A 21,377-nucleotide genomic window follows, 5' to 3' on the forward strand; every position below is an offset into this window, starting at 1 on the left:
TCCCTTTTTGTCACACCCAATTTTATCGCGCGCAATCTGACGAGTGAAACCCCCTCCCGGTTGTGATCATTCAGGCGGCTTACTCGAACTCGATGAGCACCTGATCGAAGGCCACGACGTCGCCCGGGGCCGCGCAGATCTTCTTGATGACGACATCGCGCTCGGCCCGGAGCACGTTCTCCATCTTCATCGCCTCGACGGTGGCGAGAGTCTCGCCGGCCTCGACTTTTTGTCCTTCCTCAACTGGAAGCGACACGACGATCCCCGGCATCGGACACGCCAGGCGGTTGTCGAGCTCGCTCACCGCCTTTTCCGGCATATGGCGATAAATCTGGCCAACGGAGGGACGGATGAGCTGCGTCATTCGGGCGACACCGCGTCGCTCGACACGCAAGGCAGCACCGCGGCGTTCGATCTGGGCAAACACCTCCTGGTCGTCGACGATGCCGTGCCAAAGAAGATCGCCCGGCTTCCAGGCCGTCACCACCCGATGCTCGATGCCGTCGACGATCATTTCGACGTCGAACGGGATCGAAGGCATCCCCGAGGTGATGGTGATATCGACCGCTTCGCCATCGATCAGAACCACCCAATTCGGGCGAATGGTGCCGGGATGGGGCCGCAGGCGACCCGATAGATTGTCCAGCCGAACCCGCTCGATCAATTGGACGCAGGTGGCGATCGACGCCAGAATCCGTACATCCTCGTCGGTCGCCTCGGCTCCCGCGAAGCTCTTGCCGTACTCCTCTGCGATGAATGCGGTGGAGAGATCGCCGCGGCGGAACCGCGGATGCGCCATCAGACCGCTCAAGAAAGCGATGTTGTTGCGAATGCCGGTGATCGTGAAGGCGTCGAGCGCATCCGACATGACGTCTATCGCTTTTTCGCGTGCGGCCATGCCCTCGCCCTCTGCATAGGTGCAGAGCTTTGCGATCATCGGATCGTAAAAGAGGGTGATCTCGGAACCTTCGACGACCCCCGTATCATTGCGGATGATGGTGCCTTCCCGAGCGGCGTCTTCGGGCGGCCGATAGCGGCGCAGGCGACCTGTCGACGGGAGAAACCCGCGGAAGGGGTCCTCTGCGTAGAGGCGCGCTTCGATCGCCCAACCCTTCAGGACGACGTCTTCCTGCGCAAGCGGGAGCTTTTCGCCATCAGCAATGCGAATCATCAATTCGACCAGATCGAGACCGGTGACGAGCTCTGTCACCGGATGTTCCACCTGCAGCCGGGTGTTCATCTCCAGGAAGTAGAAATTGCGATCGCGGTCGACGATGAACTCGACGGTGCCGGCGGTCTCATAGCCGACTGCGGCAGCGAGAGCGCAAGCCTGAGCCCCCATTGCAGCGCGCGTCTCCGGGTCGAGGAAGGAAGACGGCGCCTCCTCGATCACCTTCTGGTTGCGCCTTTGGATGGAGCATTCGCGCTCGCCCAGATGGATCACGTTGCCGTGCTTGTCGGCCAGGACCTGGATCTCGATGTGACGCGGCTGCTCGACGAACTTCTCGATGAAAATTCGTTCATCGCCGAAGGAGGACTTGGCTTCACGGCGGGCGAGATCGAAACCCTCGCGCACTTCCTGTTCGTTCCAGGCCACGCGCATGCCCTTGCCGCCACCGCCGGCAGATGCCTTCAGCATGACCGGCAGGCCGATCTCGGCAGAGATACGTACGGCCTCATCGCCGCTTTCGATCAGGCCCATATGCCCGGGCACCACACTCACGCCCGCGTCCTTGGCGACTTTTTTGGAGGTGATCTTGTCGCCCATGGCTTCGATGGCGCCGATCGGCGGGCCGATGAAGACGATTCCGGCCTCTGCCAGAGCCTTCGCGAAGTTCGCGTTTTCTGAGAGGAAGCCGTAGCCCGGATGAACGGCTTCGGCGCCGGTCTGGCGGCAAGCCTCGATGATCTTGTCGGGCTTCAGGTAGCTTTCAGCGGCAGGCGCCGGGCCGATCGCGACTTTCTCGTCCGCCATCTCCACATGCAGCGCGTTTCGGTCCGCTTCCGAATAGACCGCAACAGTGGCGATTCCCATCTTTTGGGCTGAACGAATGATGCGGCAGGCGATCTCGCCGCGATTGGCGATCAATATCTTACGGAACATTCGAAAAAACTTCCCCCCTCTTGCGGTGGTGCCCGTTTATGTGAGCAAGGCGCGCCTCGACAAGCGAAAAGAGCGCAAGCGCGTCTTCGGGTCAAAGTGGCTTTGCCGACGAAAATGCATGTCATCCATGCGATGCGGCCTTGTCGAGACGCGATTGCCTTGCAAATGGACCTGCAGAGTTTGGAGGAGATCCCAATATGGATGTGCGCGCAGCGGTGGCCTTTGAGGCCGGAAAACCCCTCGAAATCACCAATGTTCAGCTCGAGGGCCCGAGAGAGGGCGAAGTGCTCGTCGAGGTGAAGGCGACCGGAATCTGCCACACTGACGAATTCACTTTGTCGGGCGCCGACCCCGAAGGGCTCTTCCCGTCGATTCTGGGGCACGAGGGCGCCGGCGTCGTCGTCGATGTCGGGCCGGGCGTCACGAGCGTCAAAAAGGGCGATCACGTCATTCCGCTCTACACGCCCGAATGCCGCGAATGCCCCTCCTGCCTGTCTCGCAAGACCAACCTGTGCACGGCGATCCGTTCCACGCAGGGTCAGGGATTGATGCCCGACGGCACCTCGCGATTCTCGATCGACGGCAAGCCGCTACACCATTACATGGGCACATCGACCTTCGCGAATTTCACCGTGCTGCCCGAGATTGCGGTCGCGAAAGTCCGCGAGGACGCTCCCTTCGACAAGATCTGCTACATCGGCTGCGGGGTGACGACCGGGGTCGGAGCGGTCGTCAACACTGCAAAAGTCGAGCCCGGGGCCACGGCCGTCGTCTTCGGCCTCGGCGGGATCGGCCTCAACGTCATCCAGGGGCTGCGGCTCGTCGGGGCGGACATGATCATCGGCGTCGACCTCAACAATTCCAAAAAAGAATGGGGTGAGCGCTTCGGCATGACGCATTTCGTCAATCCGAAGGAGATTGGCGAGGATCTCGTCCCTTATCTCGTGAACCTGACGAAGCGCGGCGCAGACCAGATCGGCGGGGCCGACTACACCTTCGACTGCACCGGGAATGTCACGGTCATGCGCCAGGCCCTCGAATCGGCGCACCGTGGCTGGGGTCAGTCGATCGTCATCGGCGTGGCTCCTGCGGGTGCGGAGATTTCCACGCGGCCTTTTCAGCTGGTGACGGGCCGCACCTGGAAGGGAACGGCATTCGGCGGCGCAAGGGGGCGGACCGATGTTCCCAAAATCGTCGACTGGTACATGGAGGGAAAGATCGACATCGATCCGATGATCACCCACCTCTTGTCTCTCGAAGAGATCAATCGCGGCTTCGATCTGATGCATGCGGGCGAATCGATCCGCAGCGTCGTCGTCTATTGAAGCGTCCGTCGCCGCAGCCAAGGGAGATCCCCGTGAAGACCATTTCGACTTGGGCCGCTCATGGCGGTACGCAGGGCGTCTACAGCCATGCCTCTGAAGCGACCGGAACCGAGATGACCTTCGCCGTCTTCGTCCCGCCGCAGGCGAAGGTCGCGCCCTGCCCTGTCGTCACCTATCTGTCAGGGCTCACCTGCACCCATGCCAACGTCATGGAAAAGGGCGAATACCGCCGCGCGGCGGCGGAACACGGCCTGATCGTCGTCTGTCCCGACACCTCTCCCCGCGGAGAGGGCGTTGCCGATGACGACGCCTATGACCTGGGTCAGGGCGCGGGCTTTTATCTCGACGCGACGGAAGACCCGTGGGCCCGGCATTTCCGCATGGAAAGCTATATCCGGGACGAGCTTCCGGCTGTGATTGCGGCGAACTTCCCCGTCGATACCGAGCGGCAATCGATCTTCGGCCATTCGATGGGCGGGCATGGTGCTTTGACGCTGGCGCTCAAAAATCCCGAACGCTACCGGGCGTGTTCGGCCTTCGCTCCAATCGTTGCACCGATCGACGTGCCATGGGGTCAGAAAGCATTGCCCGCCTATCTCGGACGGGACGAACAGGGCTGGAGGCAGTATGACGCCTGCGCTCTCATCGCCGACGGCGCGCGCTTTCCGGAATTCTTGGTCGATCAGGGGACGGGCGACAATTTTCTGGCTGAGCAGCTGAGGCCCGAGCTCTTCGAGAAAGCCTGCGCCGGGGGCGGCATCCCGCTAACCCTTCGAATGCAGCCGGGATACGATCATTCCTATTATTTCATCTCCACCTTCATGGAGGACCATCTCGCCTGGCATGCCAAACGCCTGAAAGCGTGAAGCTCCGTTCTGGCGAGCCCATCCCCGCCACGTCAGCGCCCGGCCGCTTCTACCGACAGCCAAGGGCGCGCTCGGCACGAATGATCGCATCGACGTTGCCGCGCTCGATCGCGCTCATTCTGACGCGGCTTTGATCAGGCTCCCAGCAATCGGAATTGTCGAAGTTGGCCTGTCCACGCGCTGTGCTGAAGCAATAGCCATTTTCGTCGAAAATCCGGTTCCGGATATACCAGAGGTCGCTGCAACGCATCGTGCGCAACGCGCCCTGCTCGAAACGATGGGTGTCGGTACAGCCGAGACCGTCGAAGCAGTCCGCCTGCGCGACACTGCCGAGCGCAAACAGAAAACTGATTGGCAGCAAGGCCTTCAACATACCCTTTCTCCTTCAATTCGAACGAACCCAGGGGTCTTTGGCGAAGCATTTTAAGTGGCTTTCCGGTCTGCGCCTCGCAAAAAAGCTCATTGCACACTAATTATAACTATAAATCCTATGCGGATAACACGATCTGCTTGACCGGGCGACTTCTTCGGGCGACCGGCAAGACATATTGTGCTATAACTTTGGGGAATGGCGTAGAGGGAGGGGCTCGTGCGCACATTCCATGTCGAGATCATCAAGCCATCACACTACGACAAGGATGGCTATGTCATTCAATGGTGGAAGGCATGGATCCCATCCAATTCGATGGCCTGCCTCAATGCCATTGCGCGTACGAGCGCCGAGCGCCAGGTGCTCGGCCCGGATGTGGCAATTGAGGTGAATGCCTATGACGAGATGAATATCCGGGTGCCCGTGGAGGAAATATCCGCGAGGATCGGGCGTGTCGGACATTCGGGTCTCGTCTGTCTGGTGGGCGTGCAGTCCAACCAGTTTCCGCGCGCAATGGCTCTCGCCAGACGGTTTCGTGCCGCAGGCGTGCCGGTCGCGATCGGCGGCTTTCACGTTTCCGGCTCCCTCGCTATGCTGAAGGACCTGCCAGCGGAGCTTCAGGAGGCGCTCGATCTCGGTATCATCCTGTTTGCAGGAGAGGCCGAAGAGCATTTCGACAGCTTGCTCCGCGACGTCGATAACGGCACCGCACAGTCGATCTACAATTGTATGGACGACTTACCCTCCCTGCAGGGTCAGACCACGCCCTACCTGCCGCAGCGGCTCGTGAAACGCTATGACGGTGTCGTCTCCTCTTTCGATGCCGGGCGCGGCTGCCCGTTTCAGTGCTCGTTCTGCACCATCATCAACGTGCAAGGCCGCAAGAGCCGCTGGCGCGACGCCGACGATATCGAAGCCATCGTGCGGAAGAACCACGCCGAAGGCATCAGGCGCTTCTTCGTCACCGACGACAATTTTGCGCGCAACAAGAACTGGGAAGCGATTTTCGATCGCTTGATCGCCCTGCGCGCTGAGGGATGCGGCATCGACTTCCTCATTCAGGTCGACACGCTGGCGCACAAGATCCCGGGGTTCGTGCAAAAGGCGGCACGCGCCGGCTGCAAATTCGTCTTCGTCGGACTGGAAAGCGTGAATGCGGAAAATCTTCTTCAGATGAAGAAGAATCAGAACCGGATCACCGAGTATCGAAAAATGTTCCAGGCGTGGAAGTCGGCGGGCGTCATCACCTATGCCGGCTATATTATGGGTCTGCCCGGTGACACGCCAGAGACGCTCAAGCGCGACATCGAAATCGTGCAGCGTGAACTACCGGTCGATGTGCTCGAATTCACCATGCTGACGCCCCTGCCGGGTTCAGAAGATCACAAGAACGGCGTCGAGGCGGGCATCTGGATGGATCCCGATCTCAACAAATACGATCTAGAATCGGTGACGATCGCGCATCCTCGAATGAGCGCCGAGGCGTGGCAGCGGGCCTATCGCGACATCTGGGACTGGTACTACACGGATGCGCATATCGAGCGGATCATGCGCCGCAACCTCGTCTACGGCATCAAGCCGGTGAAGATCTGGCATTCCGTCCTGCAGGTTTATGGCGCACCGAAGTTCGAAGGCGTCCATCCCCAGCAATGCGGCTATTTGCGCCGCAAGGATCGTCTGGAGAGGCGCGCCGACATGCCTCGGCCAGCCGCTGCGGTCTTCTATCCTCTCTATCTTGCCGAAAGTGCCGCAAAATATCTGCGCTTCGGCGCCTATGCCTGGAAGATCCACCGCATGCGCAAACGCATCGCACGGGACCCCGAGGCGAAATCCTACAGCGATCTTGCGATCACACCGGTCATCGAGGCGGAAACGGAGACGCTGGAGATGTTCGCACTCAACGATCAGGCGCGAGCGGCGGTCGAGAAGGCGCGGCGACAGGCGGAAGATCGACGTCAGAGACATGTTCTGGCATCGAAGGAAGATAACCCGCTGGCGAAGGCGGGTTGATTGCCCTGCCCCCTTCTAGGCCGGGGCTGCGTCGAGGAGCTTCATTTCCACCTTCTCCTGTCCGCCCCAGCGATTCAGAGAAAGCGTGCCCGCGATATGCATCGCCTCCCCGCGTGACGACAGAAGCGCGCGGCCGAGCGGCGTTTCAGCTTCGCGAAAGGCCATCGCCTTGATCCGCCCTCCGCTGTTGGAGCGGAGCTCGAGACGGATATGTCCGTTGCCGACGGTATCCACATAGGCAATGCGATGGGCGGGCAATACGAATACCGGCGACGGGTGCCCGGCGCCATAGGGGCCGCATTTTTCGATCTCGGCGAAAAAGTCCCGGCTCGCGCCATCGGCGGTGACGAGCCCGTCGATCTTCATGCAATCATCGATGAGCGCCGTCTCGACGGGTGCTTCGAGCTCCGCAATCAGAAACCGCTGCAGCTCATCGAGCTTTTCCCTGCGAACGGTCACGCCCGCCGCCATTTTGTGACCTCCGCCTTTTTCCAGCAATCCTGCGGCAAGTGCGGCGCGAACGGCCGCGCCGAGATCGACGCCCGCGATCGAGCGGGCCGATCCTGTGCCGTTTCCGCTCGGCCCGTCAAAGGTGATGGCGAGAGCCGGACGCTGGAAGCGCTCTTTGAGACGCGAGGCAACGAGACCGACGACGCCCGGATGCCAGGTCTCTCCGACAACGACGAGAATGGGTGGCGTTTCTCCGGTCCTTGCAGTGGCAGCATCCGCCTGCGCACAGGCTTCAGCGACAGCTTCCGCCTCGATCGCCTGGCGTTCCGCATTCAGGCGTTCGAGGGTGGCGGCAATGCTCTCGGCCTCGGCGGCATCCCGCGTCGTCAGGAGCCGCGCACCGAGACCGGCGTCACCGATGCGTCCGCCGGCATTGATGCGCGGTCCGAGGAGAAAGCCGCAATGGCTGGTTTCGACAGGTCCTTTGAGGCGCGCCGCGGCGGCGAGCGCCTGTAATCCCGGGCGGCCTCCATGGCGTAACGCAACAAGACCCTTGGTCACGAAAGCCCGGTTGAGGCCCGTCAACGGGACGACGTCACAGATCGTGCCAAGGGCGACGAGATCGAGGCCCGAGAGGAGATCCGGCAGAGCCCCAGTGTAGCGTCGACGGCGCAATTCCCGCAGGAGGGCGACGGCCGTCATGAAGACGAGACCGACGGCGGCAAGATGGCCGAGGCCCGACAGGCAGTCCTGCCGGTTGGGATTGACGAGGGCGACGGCCTTCGGTCGCTCGAGCCCCATCTGATGGTGGTCGATGACAACGACATCGACGCCACGCGCATGTGCCCGCTCCAAAGCTTCGAAGCTCGTCGCGCCGCAATCGACGGTGACGATCAGCTCTGCACCGGCATCGATGAGACGGTCGATCGCCTCAGGATTCGGTCCATAGCCTTCGATCAGGCGGTCGGGAATGTAGATCTCGGTCGTGACCCCGAGCCCGGAGAGCGTGTCCGAAAGAAGGGCTGCAGAGGTCGCACCATCCACGTCGTAATCGCCGAAGATTGCCACCTTTTCGCGGCGCTCGATGGCATCGGCGAGACGCCCGGCAGCCAGATCCATATCCATGAGGCAGGATGGGTCCGGCATGTCCGTCTTCAGCGACGGGCCCAGAAACGCCTCCGCACCATCGTCCGAGATGCCGCGTCCAGCAAGAACGCGACAGATGCTCTCGGACAAGCCGGTGCGTTGCGCGAGAGCCGTGGCCGCGGCTTCACCGCGCGCATCCAAGCGCATGCGCCAGGCGCGGCCCTTGAGAGACGCATCGACGCCGAGACAGAGGCTCGGCGTCTCTAAGTTGAGAGATGATTCGGGTCGACCCCACATGCCGGCATTATGCGGCAGTAGCCCGCGCTCCACCACCACGACGCCACAGGCTGACGACGTCGATCCCCGCCTTTCTGGCGACGACCCGTTCTGGTGACGACGCGGCGGGCCGGGAGCAGCCGGATTGTGTGACTGTTACGGATCAGTCGATAAATTCGAACTTGTCCTCAACGATGTGCTTGGCGCGGACCCAGCGCTGCGTGCCCGTATGCGAACGGGTGACGATCGTATGGGTCATGGCCACGCCACGGCGGAAGCTCACGCCCTGCAGAAGATTGCCATCTGTCACGCCCGTGGCCGCAAAGAGCACGTCGCCTGACGCCATGTCTTCCGTCGAGTAGATCTTGCGCGGCTCGCTGATCCCCATGCGTTCGGCGCGCGCGCGCTTCTCGTCCGTATCGAGCGTGAGACGCCCCCAGATCTGTCCGCCCATGCAGCGCAACGCGGCGGCGGCGAGAACACCCTCGGGGGCGCCGCCCGAGCCGATGTAGAAGTCGATCCCCGTCGTTTCTGGATCCGTCGTATGAATGATGCCGGCAACATCGCCGTCACCGATCAGGCGGATGGCCACACCCGTGTCTCGCACCGCCTCGATCAGCTTCTGATGACGCGGCCGGTCGAGAATGCATGCCGTAAGCTCGTGCGGACGGACGTCCTTTTCCTTGGCGATGCGGCGCACGATTTCCTCGGGCGGCATATCGAGCTCAATGAAATCTTCCGGGAAGCCCGGGCCGATGGCGAGCTTGTCCATGTAGACATCGGGCGCATTCAACAGGCCGTTGCGATGCGTGATCGCAATGACGGCGAGCGAGTTGGGAAGGTTTTTTGCGCAGATCGTCGTGCCTTCCAGAGGGTCGAGCGCGATATCGACCTCGGGGCCATCGCCATTGCCGACCTCCTCGCCGATGAAGAGCATCGGCGCTTCGTCGCGCTCGCCCTCACCGATGACGACACGGCCGCGAATCGACAGGCGGTTCAACTCGTTGCGCATCGCATCGACAGCCGCCTGATCGGCCGCCTTTTCATCGCCACGGCCACGCATCATGGCGGCCGCAACGGCGGCGCGCTCGGTCACACGCACCAGCTCCAGAGTCAGAACCCGGTCCATTGCGGACAAATCGATATCGGCCATTTAGCCCTCCCTCAAAATTCTGGCGCTTACAGCGCCTCAATCCGGATCATTTGGGGCCGGCCGACAATGTCACCCTCCCCCTCGATACGGCCCAATGCGTCACGCACGGCCTGCTCGGTCGTATCGTGGGTGATGATGGTGATAGAACGGAGATCATCGCGATTGCCGCGCGGTGCGGCGCCCGCGGGACGATTTCTCTGCACGATCGAATCGAGCGAGATACCGCCGTCGGCCATGGCGCGCGCGATCGCGGCGAAGGCACCGACGCGGTCGGGCACCGACAAGCGCAGATAATAGCCGCCGGCATGAGCCCGCATCCGAGCCCGCTCATACGGTTTGAGGCTTGCGACAGGACGCCCGAAAGGCGGCGCCCGAAAACCGCGAGCGCAGTCGACGATATCGCCAACGACGGCGGAGGCGGTTGCGTCGCCACCGGCTCCGGGGCCCGACAGGACCACCTGCCCGATGAAGTCCCCTTCGACGGCGACCGCATTGGTGACGTCGGAGATCCGGGCGAGCTGCGAGTTCTTCGGCAGCATTGTCGGATGCACGCGCTGTTCGATGCCGCTGTCCGTCTCCTGGGCGACGGCGAGAAGCTTGATGCGGTAGCCGAGCTCTTCTGCGGCGGCGATATCCTCGGCCGTGATCGAGGCGATGCCTTCCACGAAGATGGCGTCTTTGTTGAGCTCCACCCCGAATGCCAGAGAGGTGAGAATGGCGAGCTTATGGGCCGCATCGAGTCCGTCGATATCGAAGCTCGGGTCTGCTTCCGCGTAGCCGAGCTCCTGCGCGTCGGCGAGACACTGCTCGAAGCTGAGCCCTTCGGCTTCCATGCGCGTCAGGATGTAATTGCAGGTGCCGTTCAAGATGCCGAAGAGACGCGTGATGCGATTGCCGGCCAGCGCCTCTCGCAGCGCCTTGACGATCGGGATGCCACCGCCGACGGCGGCCTCAAAGGCGAGCACGCCGCCACCTTTTTCTGCGGCGGCCGCGAGTTCAAGCCCGTGCTTTGCCAGAAGCGCCTTGTTTGCCGTCACCACCGACTTTCCGGAGTCGAGGGCCGCACGTGTCGCCTCGCGGCAGACGCCGTTTTCGCCACCGATCAGCTCGATGAAGCAGTCGATGTCCGGCGACGAGGCAAGTGCGACGGGATCGCTGTGCCAGCTGAGCCCATCGAGCGAGATGCCCCGGTCTTTGTTCGGGTTGCGCGCGGAGACGGCGACAAGCCGCAACGGCCGTCCAGCACGATCCGTCAGCGCCTCTTCATGATCTCGAAGAAGCCGAATGACGGATGTGCCGACCGTGCCCAACCCGGCCAGTCCGAGCCTGAGCGGCTGATCCATGGATGCCTTCCCGGAGAGAATTGGTAATTGTCAGGCGTTCGCCTTGAGCGGGACGACGTTGTGCAACGTTTCATCGGCCGTGGCAAGAAAACGCCGAAGGTTTCGCGCCGCCTGGCGGATGCGTTGCTCGTTTTCCACGAGCGCGATCCGGACGTGGCCATCGCCATGTTCCCCGAAGCCGATGCCCGGAGCGACGGCAATATCCGCCTTCTCGATCAAGAGCTTAGAGAATTCCAGCGAGCTCACGCCCCGGAACCGCTCCGGCAACGGCGCCCATACGAACATCGATGCCGCAGGCGCCGGAATGTCCCACCCTGCACGCGAGAACGATTCAACGAGGCAATCGCGCCGGCTCTTGTAGATCTGCCGCGCTTCATCGGCCGGGCTGGTTTCCTCATTGAGCGCTGCTGCCGCGGCCACCTGAATGGGTGTGAACGCGCCGTAGTCGAGATAGGATTTGACCCGTGCGAGCGCCGCGATCAGCCGTTCGTTGCCGACGGCAAAACCCATCCGCCAGCCGGGCATCGAGAAGGTTTTGGACAGCGACGTGAATTCGACGGTCACGTCCATCGCACCCGGCACCTGCAGGACCGACGGCGGAGGATTGTCGTCGAAATAAATCTCCGCATAGGCAAGATCGGACAGAACGAAGATGTCGTTGCGGCGGGCGAAGGCGACGACGTCGCGGTAGAATTCGAGATCCGCGACATGCGCCGTCGGATTGGACGGATAGCAGAGCATGACGGCAATCGGCTTCGGGATGGAATGGTGGACGGCCCGTTCCAGCGCCTGGAAAAACTCCGGCCCCGGCTCGGCCGGCACGTGCCGGATCGCGCCGCCCGCCATCAGGAAGCCGAAAGCGTGAATCGGATAGCTCGGATTGGGAACGAGAACGACATCGCCCGGCGCGGTGATGGCCTGGGCCATATTGGCGAAGCCTTCCTTCGAGCCGAGCGTCGCAACGACGTGGCGTTCCGGATCGAGCTTCACGCCGAAGCGGCGTTCGTAATAGGCGGCTTGCGCGCGGCGAAGTCCCGGAATGCCTTTCGAGGCCGAATAGCGATTGGTTCGTGGCTTCTGAACGGTCTCAATCAGCTTCTCGATGATGAAGGCCGGCGTCGGAAGATCTGGATTGCCCATGCCAAGATCGATGATATCGGCGCCACCGGATCGAGCGGCGGCCTTGAGCCTGTTGACCTGCTCGAAAACATAGGGTGGCAGCCGTTTGATCTTGTGAAATTCGTCCATTGTCCTTCATCCATTTGCAGGCGAAGACTGGATTGGTTATGCCAGCTTCGCTGCCGCGAGGTTATTGCACGTTTGTAGAGTTTTCGAGAATTTTCTCAGCCGTCTCTTTTTGATTTTGCTGAACGAGGCGCCGCAACTCCGCCTCTCGTGCAGCGAGTTCTTGCTGCCTGCGGCCATTGGCACCGCGGCGAGCGGCGGCAATCTGTTCGAGCTCGGCCTTCAATGCAGCGACATTCCGGGTCGGCCTGACGAGCATACTCGGCGGTACGGCGGTGTCGAACACGCCTGGAAACTCTTGAGGATTCGCGTCTTCGGCGGCGGCGCGTGCCCGGATTTCTGCGACCGTGCGGTCGTATGCCGCCGCCTTTTGAGGGTCGCTCGGCCTTTGCGGCGGCGTGCTGCTCTCCTTAAGTCCTGTGAGAGCGGGGCTTTCGCAGGCCGTCAGCGCGAAGAGTGCGAGGGCAGCAACGGTCAGCCCTCTCAATCCGCCAACGGGATGTGAGCGATTCTGATGACAGTGTTGAGCTAGGAAACGCAATTGACGCTCTCGGCCTTGCTGAGTTCGAAGGAGCTGGCTGCTGTGCTATATCGCATAAGGCGCTCGGATCACCCCTAATAAGGTAATTGTGTCAGGATGGCGGAGAAAAAATCACGCAAAGAGCGGGAGGATGTCACAGAGGAACGGCCGGACAAGCCGCTGCCCACCTCTTACATCGCCGCCGATCCGGAAGTCTTTGCCCGCAATATGGCGCGTGCCTTCGAGGAAGGCGGAAAGGCGCTCGCGGCCTATCTGCGACCGCGCGAAACCGGACAGACGGGGGCCGACCAGCTCGCCGAACACACGGCCGAAGTGATGAAGACGATGAGCCATGTCGGGCAATATTGGATGTCCGACCCGGCGCGAACCATCGAAGCGCAGACCAAGCTCTGGGCACAATATCTGTCGATCTGGAACAGCGGCCTGCGCAAAGCCATGGGCGATGGCGCAGACGGTCAGCAGGACTCCATGGCCGACAAGCGGTTTGCCGATCCGGATTGGTCGCAGAACCCGATGTTCGACGTCTTGAAACAACTCTATCTCGCAACCTCGCGCTGGGCCGAGGACCTGGTGGAGGATGCAGAGGACGTCGATCCGCACACACGTCAGAAAGCACGCTTTTACGTGCAGCAGATCGCCAACGCGCTGTCGCCCTCGAATTTCGCCATGACCAACCCCGAAGTGCTCCGCGCCACCGCAGAGAGCAACGGGGAGAATCTGGTCAGAGGCATGCACATGCTGGCAGAAGACATCGCTGCCGGCAAAGGCGATCTGCGCGTGCGCCAGACCGACGCAACGGCGTTCAAGATCGGCCAGAACATTGCCACGACGCCTGGAAAGGTCGTTGCCCAGAACGAGCTCTGCCAGGTGATTCAGTACGAGGCGACGACCAAGAGCGTTCTGAAACGCCCGCTCCTGATCGTGCCGCCATGGATCAACAAATTCTACATTCTCGATCTCAACAGCGAGAAGAGTTTCGTCCGCTGGGCGGTGGAACAGGGTCACACGGTCTTCGTTGTTTCTTGGGTGAATCCCGACCGGCGGCACGCGGACAAGACTTTCGAGCATTATATGAAGGAGGGCATTTTCTATGCCCTCGATGTCGTCGAGCGCGCCACCGGCGAGCGCAAGGTCAACGCGATCGGCTATTGCGTCGGCGGCACACTTCTCGCCGTCGCCCTCGCCTACCTCGCAAAGGGACGCAGCAAGCAGCGGATCGCGAGCGCAACGATGTTCGCCGCCCAGGTCGACTTCACCTATTCCGGCGACCTCAAGCTGTTTGCCGACGAGGAGCAGATCGAAACGCTCGAGGAAGACATGGCCGAGCGGGGCTATCTCGACGGTTCGAAGATGGCGACGGCCTTCAATCTTTTGCGATCGAACGACCTCATCTGGCGGTATTTCGTAAGCGACTACATGCTCGGCAAGGAGCCGCTGCCTTTCGACCTTCTCTACTGGAATTCCGATTCCACCCGCCTGCCGGCGGCGAACCATTCCTTCTACCTGCGCAACTGCTATCTCGAGAACAATCTCTCTCAGGGGCGCATGAAGATCGGCGACAAGACGCTCGACCTCAGCCGCGTGACGATCCCCGTCTACAATCTCGCCACCAAAGAGGACCATATCGCGCCGGCAAAATCGGTGTTTTTCGGCAGCCAGTTTTTCGGCGGACCCGTGCGCTTCGTCCTTACAGGCTCGGGCCATATCGCGGGCGTCATCAACCCGCCGGCGAAGAACAAATACCAATACTGGATCGACGGAAACGCCGATGGCGACATCGAAACGTGGATGGAGAAGGCCGAAGAGAAGCCCGGGTCCTGGTGGCCGGACTGGCAGCGCTGGATCGAGACACTGGACGACAAACGGGTGGATGCGCGTGAAATCGGCGGGGGCAAGCTCCAGCCGCTCGAGGACGCTCCGGGCTCCTACGTCAAAATGAAGTGCTGACCTTGCCGTATTGTTGTCCCGACCCGATGTGAGAGCGTGCACTTGCCCTCGGCAAACGGCGCAGCATGATGCGCCGCATGATTCCATACCGCGAAGGACAACTATGCGCGTTCATACCCCCCTGGTCATCCCGGCTCTCGCGGCCGGTTTCCTAAGCCTCACCGGCACGGCTTTCGCTCAGGATGCGGAAGCCGTCGCCAAATCGTTTGAAGCGACCCTGGCGCAAGGCGGCAAGATGACGGTCTCCCATGAGGGGGACGTATCGGGCAGTGGCGATGAGGTCGCCATCAACGGCCTCACGCTGACGCCGAAGGATGGCGGCACCGTGATCGCATTCGACGAGGTGACTCTCACCGGCGTGGCCGAGGAAGACGACGGCTACACGGCCGACGAAATCGTCTTCGACGGAGGCACTCTCTCCGGCGATGCGACTGGCACGATCGGCAATGTCAGGCTGGAAGAAGCGACTTTCGGCGAGACGGCAGAGGCTGAGCAGGAAACCCCGGGCCTTCTCTTCCATCGCCTTGTCGGCAGCGACGTCAGCGTCACACCGAAAGACCGCAACGAGCCCGTGACGGTGTCCGGCTTCACGATGACGAGCGAGGATATCGTCGACGGCGTGCCGCAGACGAGCCAGGGCAGCGTCGAGGATCTCGTGGTCCCCGGAAGCTACGTTCCGGCAGACCAGAAGATGAAGCCTTCCGATCTCGGCTACGACGAGCTCGCTTTCAACATCGAATGGGCCGGTTCGCGCGATCCCGAAAGCCAGGATCTGAAGCTCGACAAGGTGGCGCTCACCCTGAAAGACGGCGGCACTTTGATGATCGATGGCAATCTCGGCAACGTCGCGATGCCGGGCGCCGAAACAGCTGCCCAGCCGATGGCGGGCATTGCCACGATGAATGTGTCTGACTTCACGCTGCGCTACGAAGACGATTCGCTGACGGGGCGCGTTCTCGACTTTTACGGCAAGCAGCAGGGCATGGATGGCGACAAATATGCCGAGCAGTTGGCGGCCGCGGTCCCCTTCATGCTGAGCGCCATGCAGAACGCCGATTTCCAGAAAAAGGTCTCTGACGCTGTCAGCACGTTCCTTCGCGATCCGCAGTCGCTGACGGTCACGATCGCTCCGGACAAGCCCATGTCTGGCGCCGAGATCCTTCAAATTGCAGGCTCCGCCCCGCAGACGCTTCCGGATGTCTTGAACGTCTCGGTCACCGCAAACCAAAGCCGCTAACTGCAGACCTGTCAGAGCTGAGAGATAGTTTTATGCGTTGTTTCTTTTCTGTTCGCACACCGCTTCTTTTGGCTCTGACCGTGCTGCCGCCGACCGGAGCCTTGGCGGATCCGGTCGGCGAGCAGGTGTTCCGTGACCTCCTCAGCGAGCTCGATGGCGTTCCCGGCTGGAGCGCGAGTGTCGGCAGCATCACCAGCGAGGACGAGGTCGTCGTGGGAACCGGTGTGCATTTCGTTCGCACCGAGCCGCCGCTCGACATCACTTTCGATGAGCTGCGGCTGGACCAGCCCCGCGAGGCTGCAGGAGGGCTCTCGGCCGATAGCATTCAGGGGGCCGGGATAAGCGTCGTTGGTGAAGATGTGGCCTTCGAGGCCCCGGTCTTTTCCATGACCGGGATTGCCGTGCCGACCCTCGCGGATCTGAGTTTTGATCAGTATCGCCCCTTCTCGTCACTGCGGACGCTGTATCAGCGTCTTTCCGAAGTGTCGGTTGAACACGCCGAGATTCCGGAGCTGCATCAGGTGGTCCTGCCGCGCCTGACGACAGTGCGGAAGCAGAGCGTCACCTACGAAGGGCTTGAGCTCGAAGACTGGAAGGACGGTGTTATCGCCCGTTCGTCGGTCGGTCCGATCACGATGCGCACGGAGGGCGACGATCCCGCCACGGCGCGCATTGCTTCGGTGAACGTCGAGAAGACAAATTTCAACAGCGTGCTGCGTCTCCTTTCCGACGATGTCACCGGATCAGATGGCGACGCGCGCGAGGACTGGCAGAATGCCTTCGCTGAGATCTCCTATGCGGGCCTCAGCATTACGACCGAAGAGGGTGTGCGGGTCTCCATCGATGATATGACCCTATCCGACATTGAAACGCGGCGCCCGGACAAACCCTACATCGCGACCCTCGAACAGGCGATGCGAGAGGCGGATCGCGAAACCGAGGGAGACATCGACGACCAGCAGGTGATGGGAGCCCTCACGACCTTCTTTGAGGCAATGCGGCTCGGCGAATTCAAGTTGCACCGGCTGATTGTGGAAAAGACTGGCGAAGAGGCAGGCCGCACAGAGATTGCCGAGATCGGAGTCTCAAACCTCACCCGAGACGGTTTCGAGCGGGCCTGGGGAACGGCGTTGCAGTCGGATTTTCCCGACGCTTATATGAAACTCGACCGCTTTGCACTCAACGATCTCGTCTTTCCGCTACCAAGTCCGGAGGCCTTTGCCGCTCTGGAAGAGGCCGAAAGCGATTCGCTCTCGGAGGACGAGAGACGGGCTTTTGCCGCCCTTCCCTTCCAGATGACGCCGCAGATCGGCAGTCTCGACATGGAGGGGTTGGTCGTCGGCCAGAACCGGATTCTGGCCGTCTCGGTCGATCGCATACAGACGAAGAGTGTCCCTTCGGACCGTCTTCTGCCTGAACGGGGCGAGCTCGCAATCTCCGACATCTCCGTGCCGGGCGCTCTTCTGCGTCGAGATCCGAAGTCGGCCCTTTTCTTCGACGGTCTTGGCTATGATGGCCTCCACATCGACATCGATGGAGCGAGCCGGCTCAGCGAGGACGGAAGACTGGAGACGACCACGGCTTTAGAGGTCGCGGACGCTGCGGGATTGCGATTCGGCGCGAAGCTTACGGGTCTCACCGAGGAGTGGGTCCTCGATCTGATGATGCAGCAGATGGAGAACAGCGATGACCCCACAGCGTTCTTCACACTTCTGTCGAAGCTGCGTTTGGAGCAGATGACCGTCGCGCTCACCGACCACTCGCTGATCGATCGGTCGTTCGCTTTGGCCGCGGAGAAGCAAGGTCAACCGGCCGAGCAGTACAAAGATCAAATCGTCGGCGCGCTGCCGTTCCTGATTGGCACCGCGGTTCCGCCGAAGATCGCCGAGTTTCTGGCGGACCCTCTCAAGGACTTCCTGGAAAGTGGGAACACGCTGGTTTTGACGCTGGCGCCGCGGGCGCCCCTGCCTCTCTCGGCTCTGGTGGATGCGGAAGACGATCCGGAAGCCTTGCTCAAGCTCGTCGGCGCGTCACTGGAGACACGTGAGACGGCGCCTGAACTGCCGGTCCTCAAGTAAGACGGACGTCCGGACGACATCCTGTCCCGCCGGCGTTTCGGTCAGTGGGACAGGGTCATCGTGATCTCGGAAAAATGTCGAGGAGACGAGAGAGCCGCCATTGGCGGCTCCCAACCTCGATCCTGTGGCCTCAGTCCTGAGGCGCCGTCACGCGAATGGAGAGCTCGCGGAGCTGCTTCGGCGTCACGGAAGATGGCGCGCCCATCAAGAGATCCAGCGCCTGCTGGTTCATCGGGAACATCGTCACTTCGCGCAGGTTCTTGGCGCCGACGAGAAGCATGACGATGCGGTCGATGCCCGCCGCCATGCCGCCATGCGGAGGTGCGCCATACTGGAGCGCCCGCAGCATGCCGCCGAACTTCTCCTCCAGCACCTCTTCCGGATAACCGGCGATGGCGAAGGCCTTCTTCATGATCTCCGCCTTGTGGTTGCGGATCGCGCCCGACGCGATCTCGTAGCCATTGCAGACGCAGTCATACTGATAGGCGGGAATGGTCAGCGGGTCTTTGGTCTCGAGCGCTTCGAGGCCACCCTGCGGCATGGAGAACGGGTTGTGCGAGAAGTCGACCTTCTTCTCCTCGTCATCCCATTCGTACATCGGGAAATCGACGATCCAGGCGAGCGCGAAACGGTTCTCGTCTATGAGATTGAGCTCACGGCCCGCACGGTCACGCGCCTTGCCGGCGAAATCCGCAAAGATCTTCGGGTTGCCCGCAACGAAGAAGACGGCATCGCCCTCTGTGAGGCCGAGCTGACTGCGGATTGCTTCCGTACGCTCTTCGCCGATGTTCTTCGCGACCGGGCCTGCACCCGTCAGCTTGTCCGCCTCGTTGCGGAAGAAGATGTAGCCGAGGCCAGGCTGGCCCTCGCCCTGCGCCCAGGAATTCATGCGGTCGCAGAAGGCGCGCGAGCCGCCGCCCGGAGCCGGTATAGCCCAGACTTCGACCTTCGGATCCCGCTCGATCATGCCGGCGAAAACCTTGAAGCCGGAGCCGGCGAAATGCTCCGTCACCGCCTGCATCTCGATCGGATTTCTGAGGTCCGGCTTGTCGGTCCCGTATTTGCGGATGGCATCGGCATAGGCGATCCGCGGGAAGACCTGGGTCACGTCGCGGCCGTCCGCGAAGCTCTCGAAGATGCCCCGCATCACCGGCTCCATCGCCGCGAAGACATCGTCCTGCGTCACGAAGCTCATCTCGATGTCGAGCTGGTAGAACTCGCCCGGCAGACGGTCGGCGCGCGGATCCTCGTCGCGGAAACAGGGAGCGATCTGGAAGTAACGGTCGAAGCCCGCCACCATGATCAGCTGCTTGAACTGCTGCGGCGCCTGCGGCAACGCGTAGAACTTGCCTGGATGGATGCGCGACGGCACCAGGAAGTCTCGCGCACCTTCAGGTGACGAGGCCGTAAGGATCGGCGTCTGGAACTCGTTGAAGCCTACCCCGCCCATAAGCTCGCGCAGACGCGAAATGACGGCCGAGCGCTTCATGATGTTCTTGTGCAAGGTGTCGCGGCGCAGATCGAGGAAGCGATAGCGCAGGCGCGTATCCTCCGGATATTCCGGCTCACCGAAGACCGGCAGCGGTAGCTCCGGCGCTTCGGAAAGGATCTCGATCTCGTTGGCAAAGACTTCGATCTCGCCCGTCGGCAGGTTCGGATTGACGACTTCCGGCGCGCGCGCCTTCACTTCGCCGTCGACGCGCACGCACCATTCGGCGCGCAGCTTTTCAGCACTCGTGAAGGCAGGCGAATCGGGATCGGCGACGATCTGCGTCAGACCATAGTGGTCGCGCAGATCGATGAAGAGCAGGCCGCCGTGGTCGCGCACGCGGTGCACCCAGCCGGAGAGACGAACATTTTCACCGACATCGCTGGCGCGAAGCGCGCCGCAATGGTGGGAACGATAGCGATGCATGATACCGCTTCTTTCGGGTTTTGAGACAGTGGTCCGAAACGGACAAATTCGGCCGGAGAAGCACAGAAGCACGGGCTTGTGTCAAGGGAGCCGCCGCCTCAGGCGGGGTGCTCGTCCCACAAGCGGCACCCGGCGGGATGGCCCACGCAAATCCTCCTGCGAACCGCGAAAAACTCCTAAGGTGCGCCACGAAAGCGTGGCGACAGCTGCTTTCAGATTCGCTATAGAGCAGCGCAATGAGTGCCAAAAACGATTATCAAGTCATCACCGACAGCGCGCAGCTTGCGGAGATCTGCCGCCGCTTTTCCGCCTCGCCTTTTGTCTCGATCGACACGGAATTCATCCGTGAGACCACCTTCTGGGCTCGCCTTTGCCTGATCCAGATGGCGGATCCGGAGGTCGCGGTCATCGTCGACCCCCTGGCTGAGGGGCTGGATCTTGCACCCTTCTTCGAGCTGATGCGCAACGAGAAGGTCACCAAGGTCTTCCATGCCGCACGGCAGGATGTGGAGATCTTCGTCAAGCTCGACGGTGCTGTCCCACAACCTCTCTTCGACACACAGCTTGCGGCCATGGTGTGCGGCTACGGCGATCAGATCAGCTACGATCAACTCGTCTATCGCGTCACGGGCGTGCGGATCGACAAATCCTCCCGTTTCACGGACTGGCAACGGCGACCGCTCAGCCAGAAGCAGCTCGATTACGCCGTTTCGGACGTGACGCATCTCTGCGACGTCTACCGCTTCCTCAAAGCCAATCTGGAGGAGCAGAAGCGCAGCGACTGGGTCGCCGAGGAGCTTGCCGTCCTCAACGACGTCGAGACCTACCGGACACACCCCGAAAATGCCTGGAAGCGGCTCAAGATGCGGGTGAGGAAACCGCGTCAGCTCGCAGTCATGCAGAAGGTTGCCGCCTGGCGGGAGAAGGAAGCGCAGAGCCGCGACGTCCCGCGCCAGCGCGTCCTGAAGGACGAGGCGATCTACGAGATCGCGCTGCAGCAGCCGCGCAATGCCGAACAGATGGCAAGGTTGCGCGCCCTGCCCCGCGGCTTCGAGCGCTCGCACGCCGCTCAGGCGTTGATTGCAGCAGTCGAAGAGGCGCTCGCCGTCCCGGACGCAGACCTTCCGTCGATCCCGAAACCGCGCCCGGCCCCTGAACATGCAAGCGCTTCGGCCGAGCTTCTCAAAGTGCTTTTGAAGATGGTCTCAGAAGAGCACGGCGTCGCCTCGCGGCTCGTCGCGACGGTCGACGAACTGGAGAAGATCGCAGCCGACGATCATGCCGATGTGCCCGCCATGAAAGGATGGCGACGGCAGCTCTTCGGGGACCAGGCCCTCGCCTTGAAGCGCGGGGAGATGGCACTCCTGCTCGGGAATGGCCGTGTGCGGGCGGTGCAGGTCGAAGATATGCAGGCCGCGGCCGAATAAAAGC

The 21,377-nt window shown here is 61.8% G+C and carries 15 protein-coding genes; 7 read left to right on the plus strand and 8 right to left on the minus strand.

Features of this window, described 5'->3' with window-relative positions; all coding sequences use genetic code 11:
• Positions 1 to 79 precede the first annotated feature (79 nt).
• Positions 80 to 2,104, minus strand: a complete 2,025-nt coding sequence (locus ACK8CP_RS05680) for an acetyl-CoA carboxylase biotin carboxylase subunit (RefSeq protein WP_414833633.1) — start codon at positions 2,102 to 2,104, stop codon at positions 80 to 82.
• Between the two features lie 197 nt (positions 2,105 to 2,301).
• On the opposite strand from ACK8CP_RS05680, the gene ACK8CP_RS05685 reads away from it, so the two are divergent.
• Both ACK8CP_RS05685 and fghA read left to right on the plus strand, forming a co-directional pair.
• Complete coding sequence (locus ACK8CP_RS05685; protein WP_414833634.1) at positions 2,302 to 3,429, plus strand: S-(hydroxymethyl)glutathione dehydrogenase/class III alcohol dehydrogenase; 1,128 nt, start codon at positions 2,302 to 2,304, stop codon at positions 3,427 to 3,429.
• Between the two features lie 32 nt (positions 3,430 to 3,461).
• Positions 3,462 to 4,295, plus strand: a complete 834-nt coding sequence (gene fghA / locus ACK8CP_RS05690) for an S-formylglutathione hydrolase (RefSeq protein WP_414833635.1) — start codon at positions 3,462 to 3,464, stop codon at positions 4,293 to 4,295.
• A gap of 49 nt (positions 4,296 to 4,344) precedes the next feature.
• Here fghA and ACK8CP_RS05695 read toward each other — a convergent pair whose 3' ends face one another.
• Positions 4,345 to 4,668, minus strand: a complete 324-nt coding sequence (locus tag ACK8CP_RS05695; protein ID WP_414833636.1) for a YARHG domain-containing protein — start codon at positions 4,666 to 4,668, stop codon at positions 4,345 to 4,347.
• 216 nt (positions 4,669 to 4,884) lie between these two features.
• Here ACK8CP_RS05695 and ACK8CP_RS05700 point away from each other — a divergent pair, with 216 nt between their 5' ends.
• Positions 4,885 to 6,675, plus strand: coding sequence for a B12-binding domain-containing radical SAM protein (locus ACK8CP_RS05700; protein WP_414833637.1), 1,791 nt, complete (start codon positions 4,885 to 4,887; stop codon positions 6,673 to 6,675).
• A gap of 15 nt (positions 6,676 to 6,690) precedes the next feature.
• Here the strand turns inward: ACK8CP_RS05700 and recJ are convergent, their stop codons facing one another.
• The 5 genes from recJ to ACK8CP_RS05725 form a co-directional block, all read right to left on the minus strand.
• Positions 6,691 to 8,361: a single-stranded-DNA-specific exonuclease RecJ gene (gene recJ / locus ACK8CP_RS05705; protein WP_414833638.1), complete on the minus strand. Its 1,671-nt coding sequence runs from the start codon at positions 8,359 to 8,361 to the stop codon at positions 6,691 to 6,693.
• A 289-nt stretch (positions 8,362 to 8,650) separates the two neighbouring features.
• Complete coding sequence (gene glpX, locus ACK8CP_RS05710) at positions 8,651 to 9,640, minus strand: class II fructose-bisphosphatase (RefSeq protein ID WP_128294050.1); 990 nt, start codon at positions 9,638 to 9,640, stop codon at positions 8,651 to 8,653.
• A 26-nt stretch (positions 9,641 to 9,666) separates the two neighbouring features.
• Positions 9,667 to 10,983 carry a homoserine dehydrogenase gene (locus ACK8CP_RS05715; RefSeq protein ID WP_234627954.1) on the minus strand — a complete coding sequence of 439 codons (1,317 nt, stop codon included), beginning with the start codon at positions 10,981 to 10,983 and terminating at the stop codon, positions 9,667 to 9,669.
• A 30-nt stretch (positions 10,984 to 11,013) separates the two neighbouring features.
• Positions 11,014 to 12,231: an LL-diaminopimelate aminotransferase gene (locus ACK8CP_RS05720; RefSeq protein ID WP_414833639.1), complete on the minus strand. Its 1,218-nt coding sequence runs from the start codon at positions 12,229 to 12,231 to the stop codon at positions 11,014 to 11,016.
• A 61-nt stretch (positions 12,232 to 12,292) separates the two neighbouring features.
• Entirely contained in the window at positions 12,293 to 12,769 is a 477-nt protein-coding gene (locus tag ACK8CP_RS05725; protein ID WP_414833640.1) for a hypothetical protein, read from the minus strand.
• Between the two features lie 96 nt (positions 12,770 to 12,865).
• On the opposite strand from ACK8CP_RS05725, the gene ACK8CP_RS05730 reads away from it, so the two are divergent.
• The 3 genes from ACK8CP_RS05730 (at position 12,866) to ACK8CP_RS05740 (ending at position 18,031) form a co-directional block, all read left to right on the plus strand.
• On the plus strand, positions 12,866 to 14,716 hold the full coding sequence (locus ACK8CP_RS05730; protein WP_414833641.1) for a PHA/PHB synthase family protein: 1,851 nt from the start codon (positions 12,866 to 12,868) through the stop codon (positions 14,714 to 14,716).
• 103 nt (positions 14,717 to 14,819) lie between these two features.
• The gene (locus ACK8CP_RS05735; RefSeq protein ID WP_414833642.1) at positions 14,820 to 15,953 is read left to right on the plus strand and encodes a hypothetical protein; all 1,134 of its coding nucleotides are present in this window, start codon (positions 14,820 to 14,822) and stop codon (positions 15,951 to 15,953) included.
• A 32-nt stretch (positions 15,954 to 15,985) separates the two neighbouring features.
• On the plus strand, positions 15,986 to 18,031 hold the full coding sequence (locus tag ACK8CP_RS05740; protein ID WP_414833643.1) for a hypothetical protein: 2,046 nt from the start codon (positions 15,986 to 15,988) through the stop codon (positions 18,029 to 18,031).
• A gap of 130 nt (positions 18,032 to 18,161) precedes the next feature.
• On the opposite strand, the gene aspS is transcribed toward ACK8CP_RS05740, so the two are convergent.
• The gene (gene aspS, locus ACK8CP_RS05745; protein ID WP_414833644.1) at positions 18,162 to 19,946 is read right to left on the minus strand and encodes an aspartate--tRNA ligase; all 1,785 of its coding nucleotides are present in this window, start codon (positions 19,944 to 19,946) and stop codon (positions 18,162 to 18,164) included.
• A gap of 236 nt (positions 19,947 to 20,182) precedes the next feature.
• Between aspS and rnd the strand changes: the two genes are divergently transcribed.
• Positions 20,183 to 21,373 (plus strand): ribonuclease D, encoded by a 1,191-nt coding sequence (gene rnd, locus ACK8CP_RS05750; protein WP_128294043.1) that lies wholly within the window; start codon positions 20,183 to 20,185, stop codon positions 21,371 to 21,373.
• Positions 21,374 to 21,377: the final 4 nt, after the last annotated feature.

It is taken from the genome of Afifella sp. YEN Y35, from assembly GCF_047553465.1.
GTDB classification, from domain to species: domain Bacteria; phylum Pseudomonadota; class Alphaproteobacteria; order Rhizobiales; family Afifellaceae; genus Afifella; species Afifella aestuarii.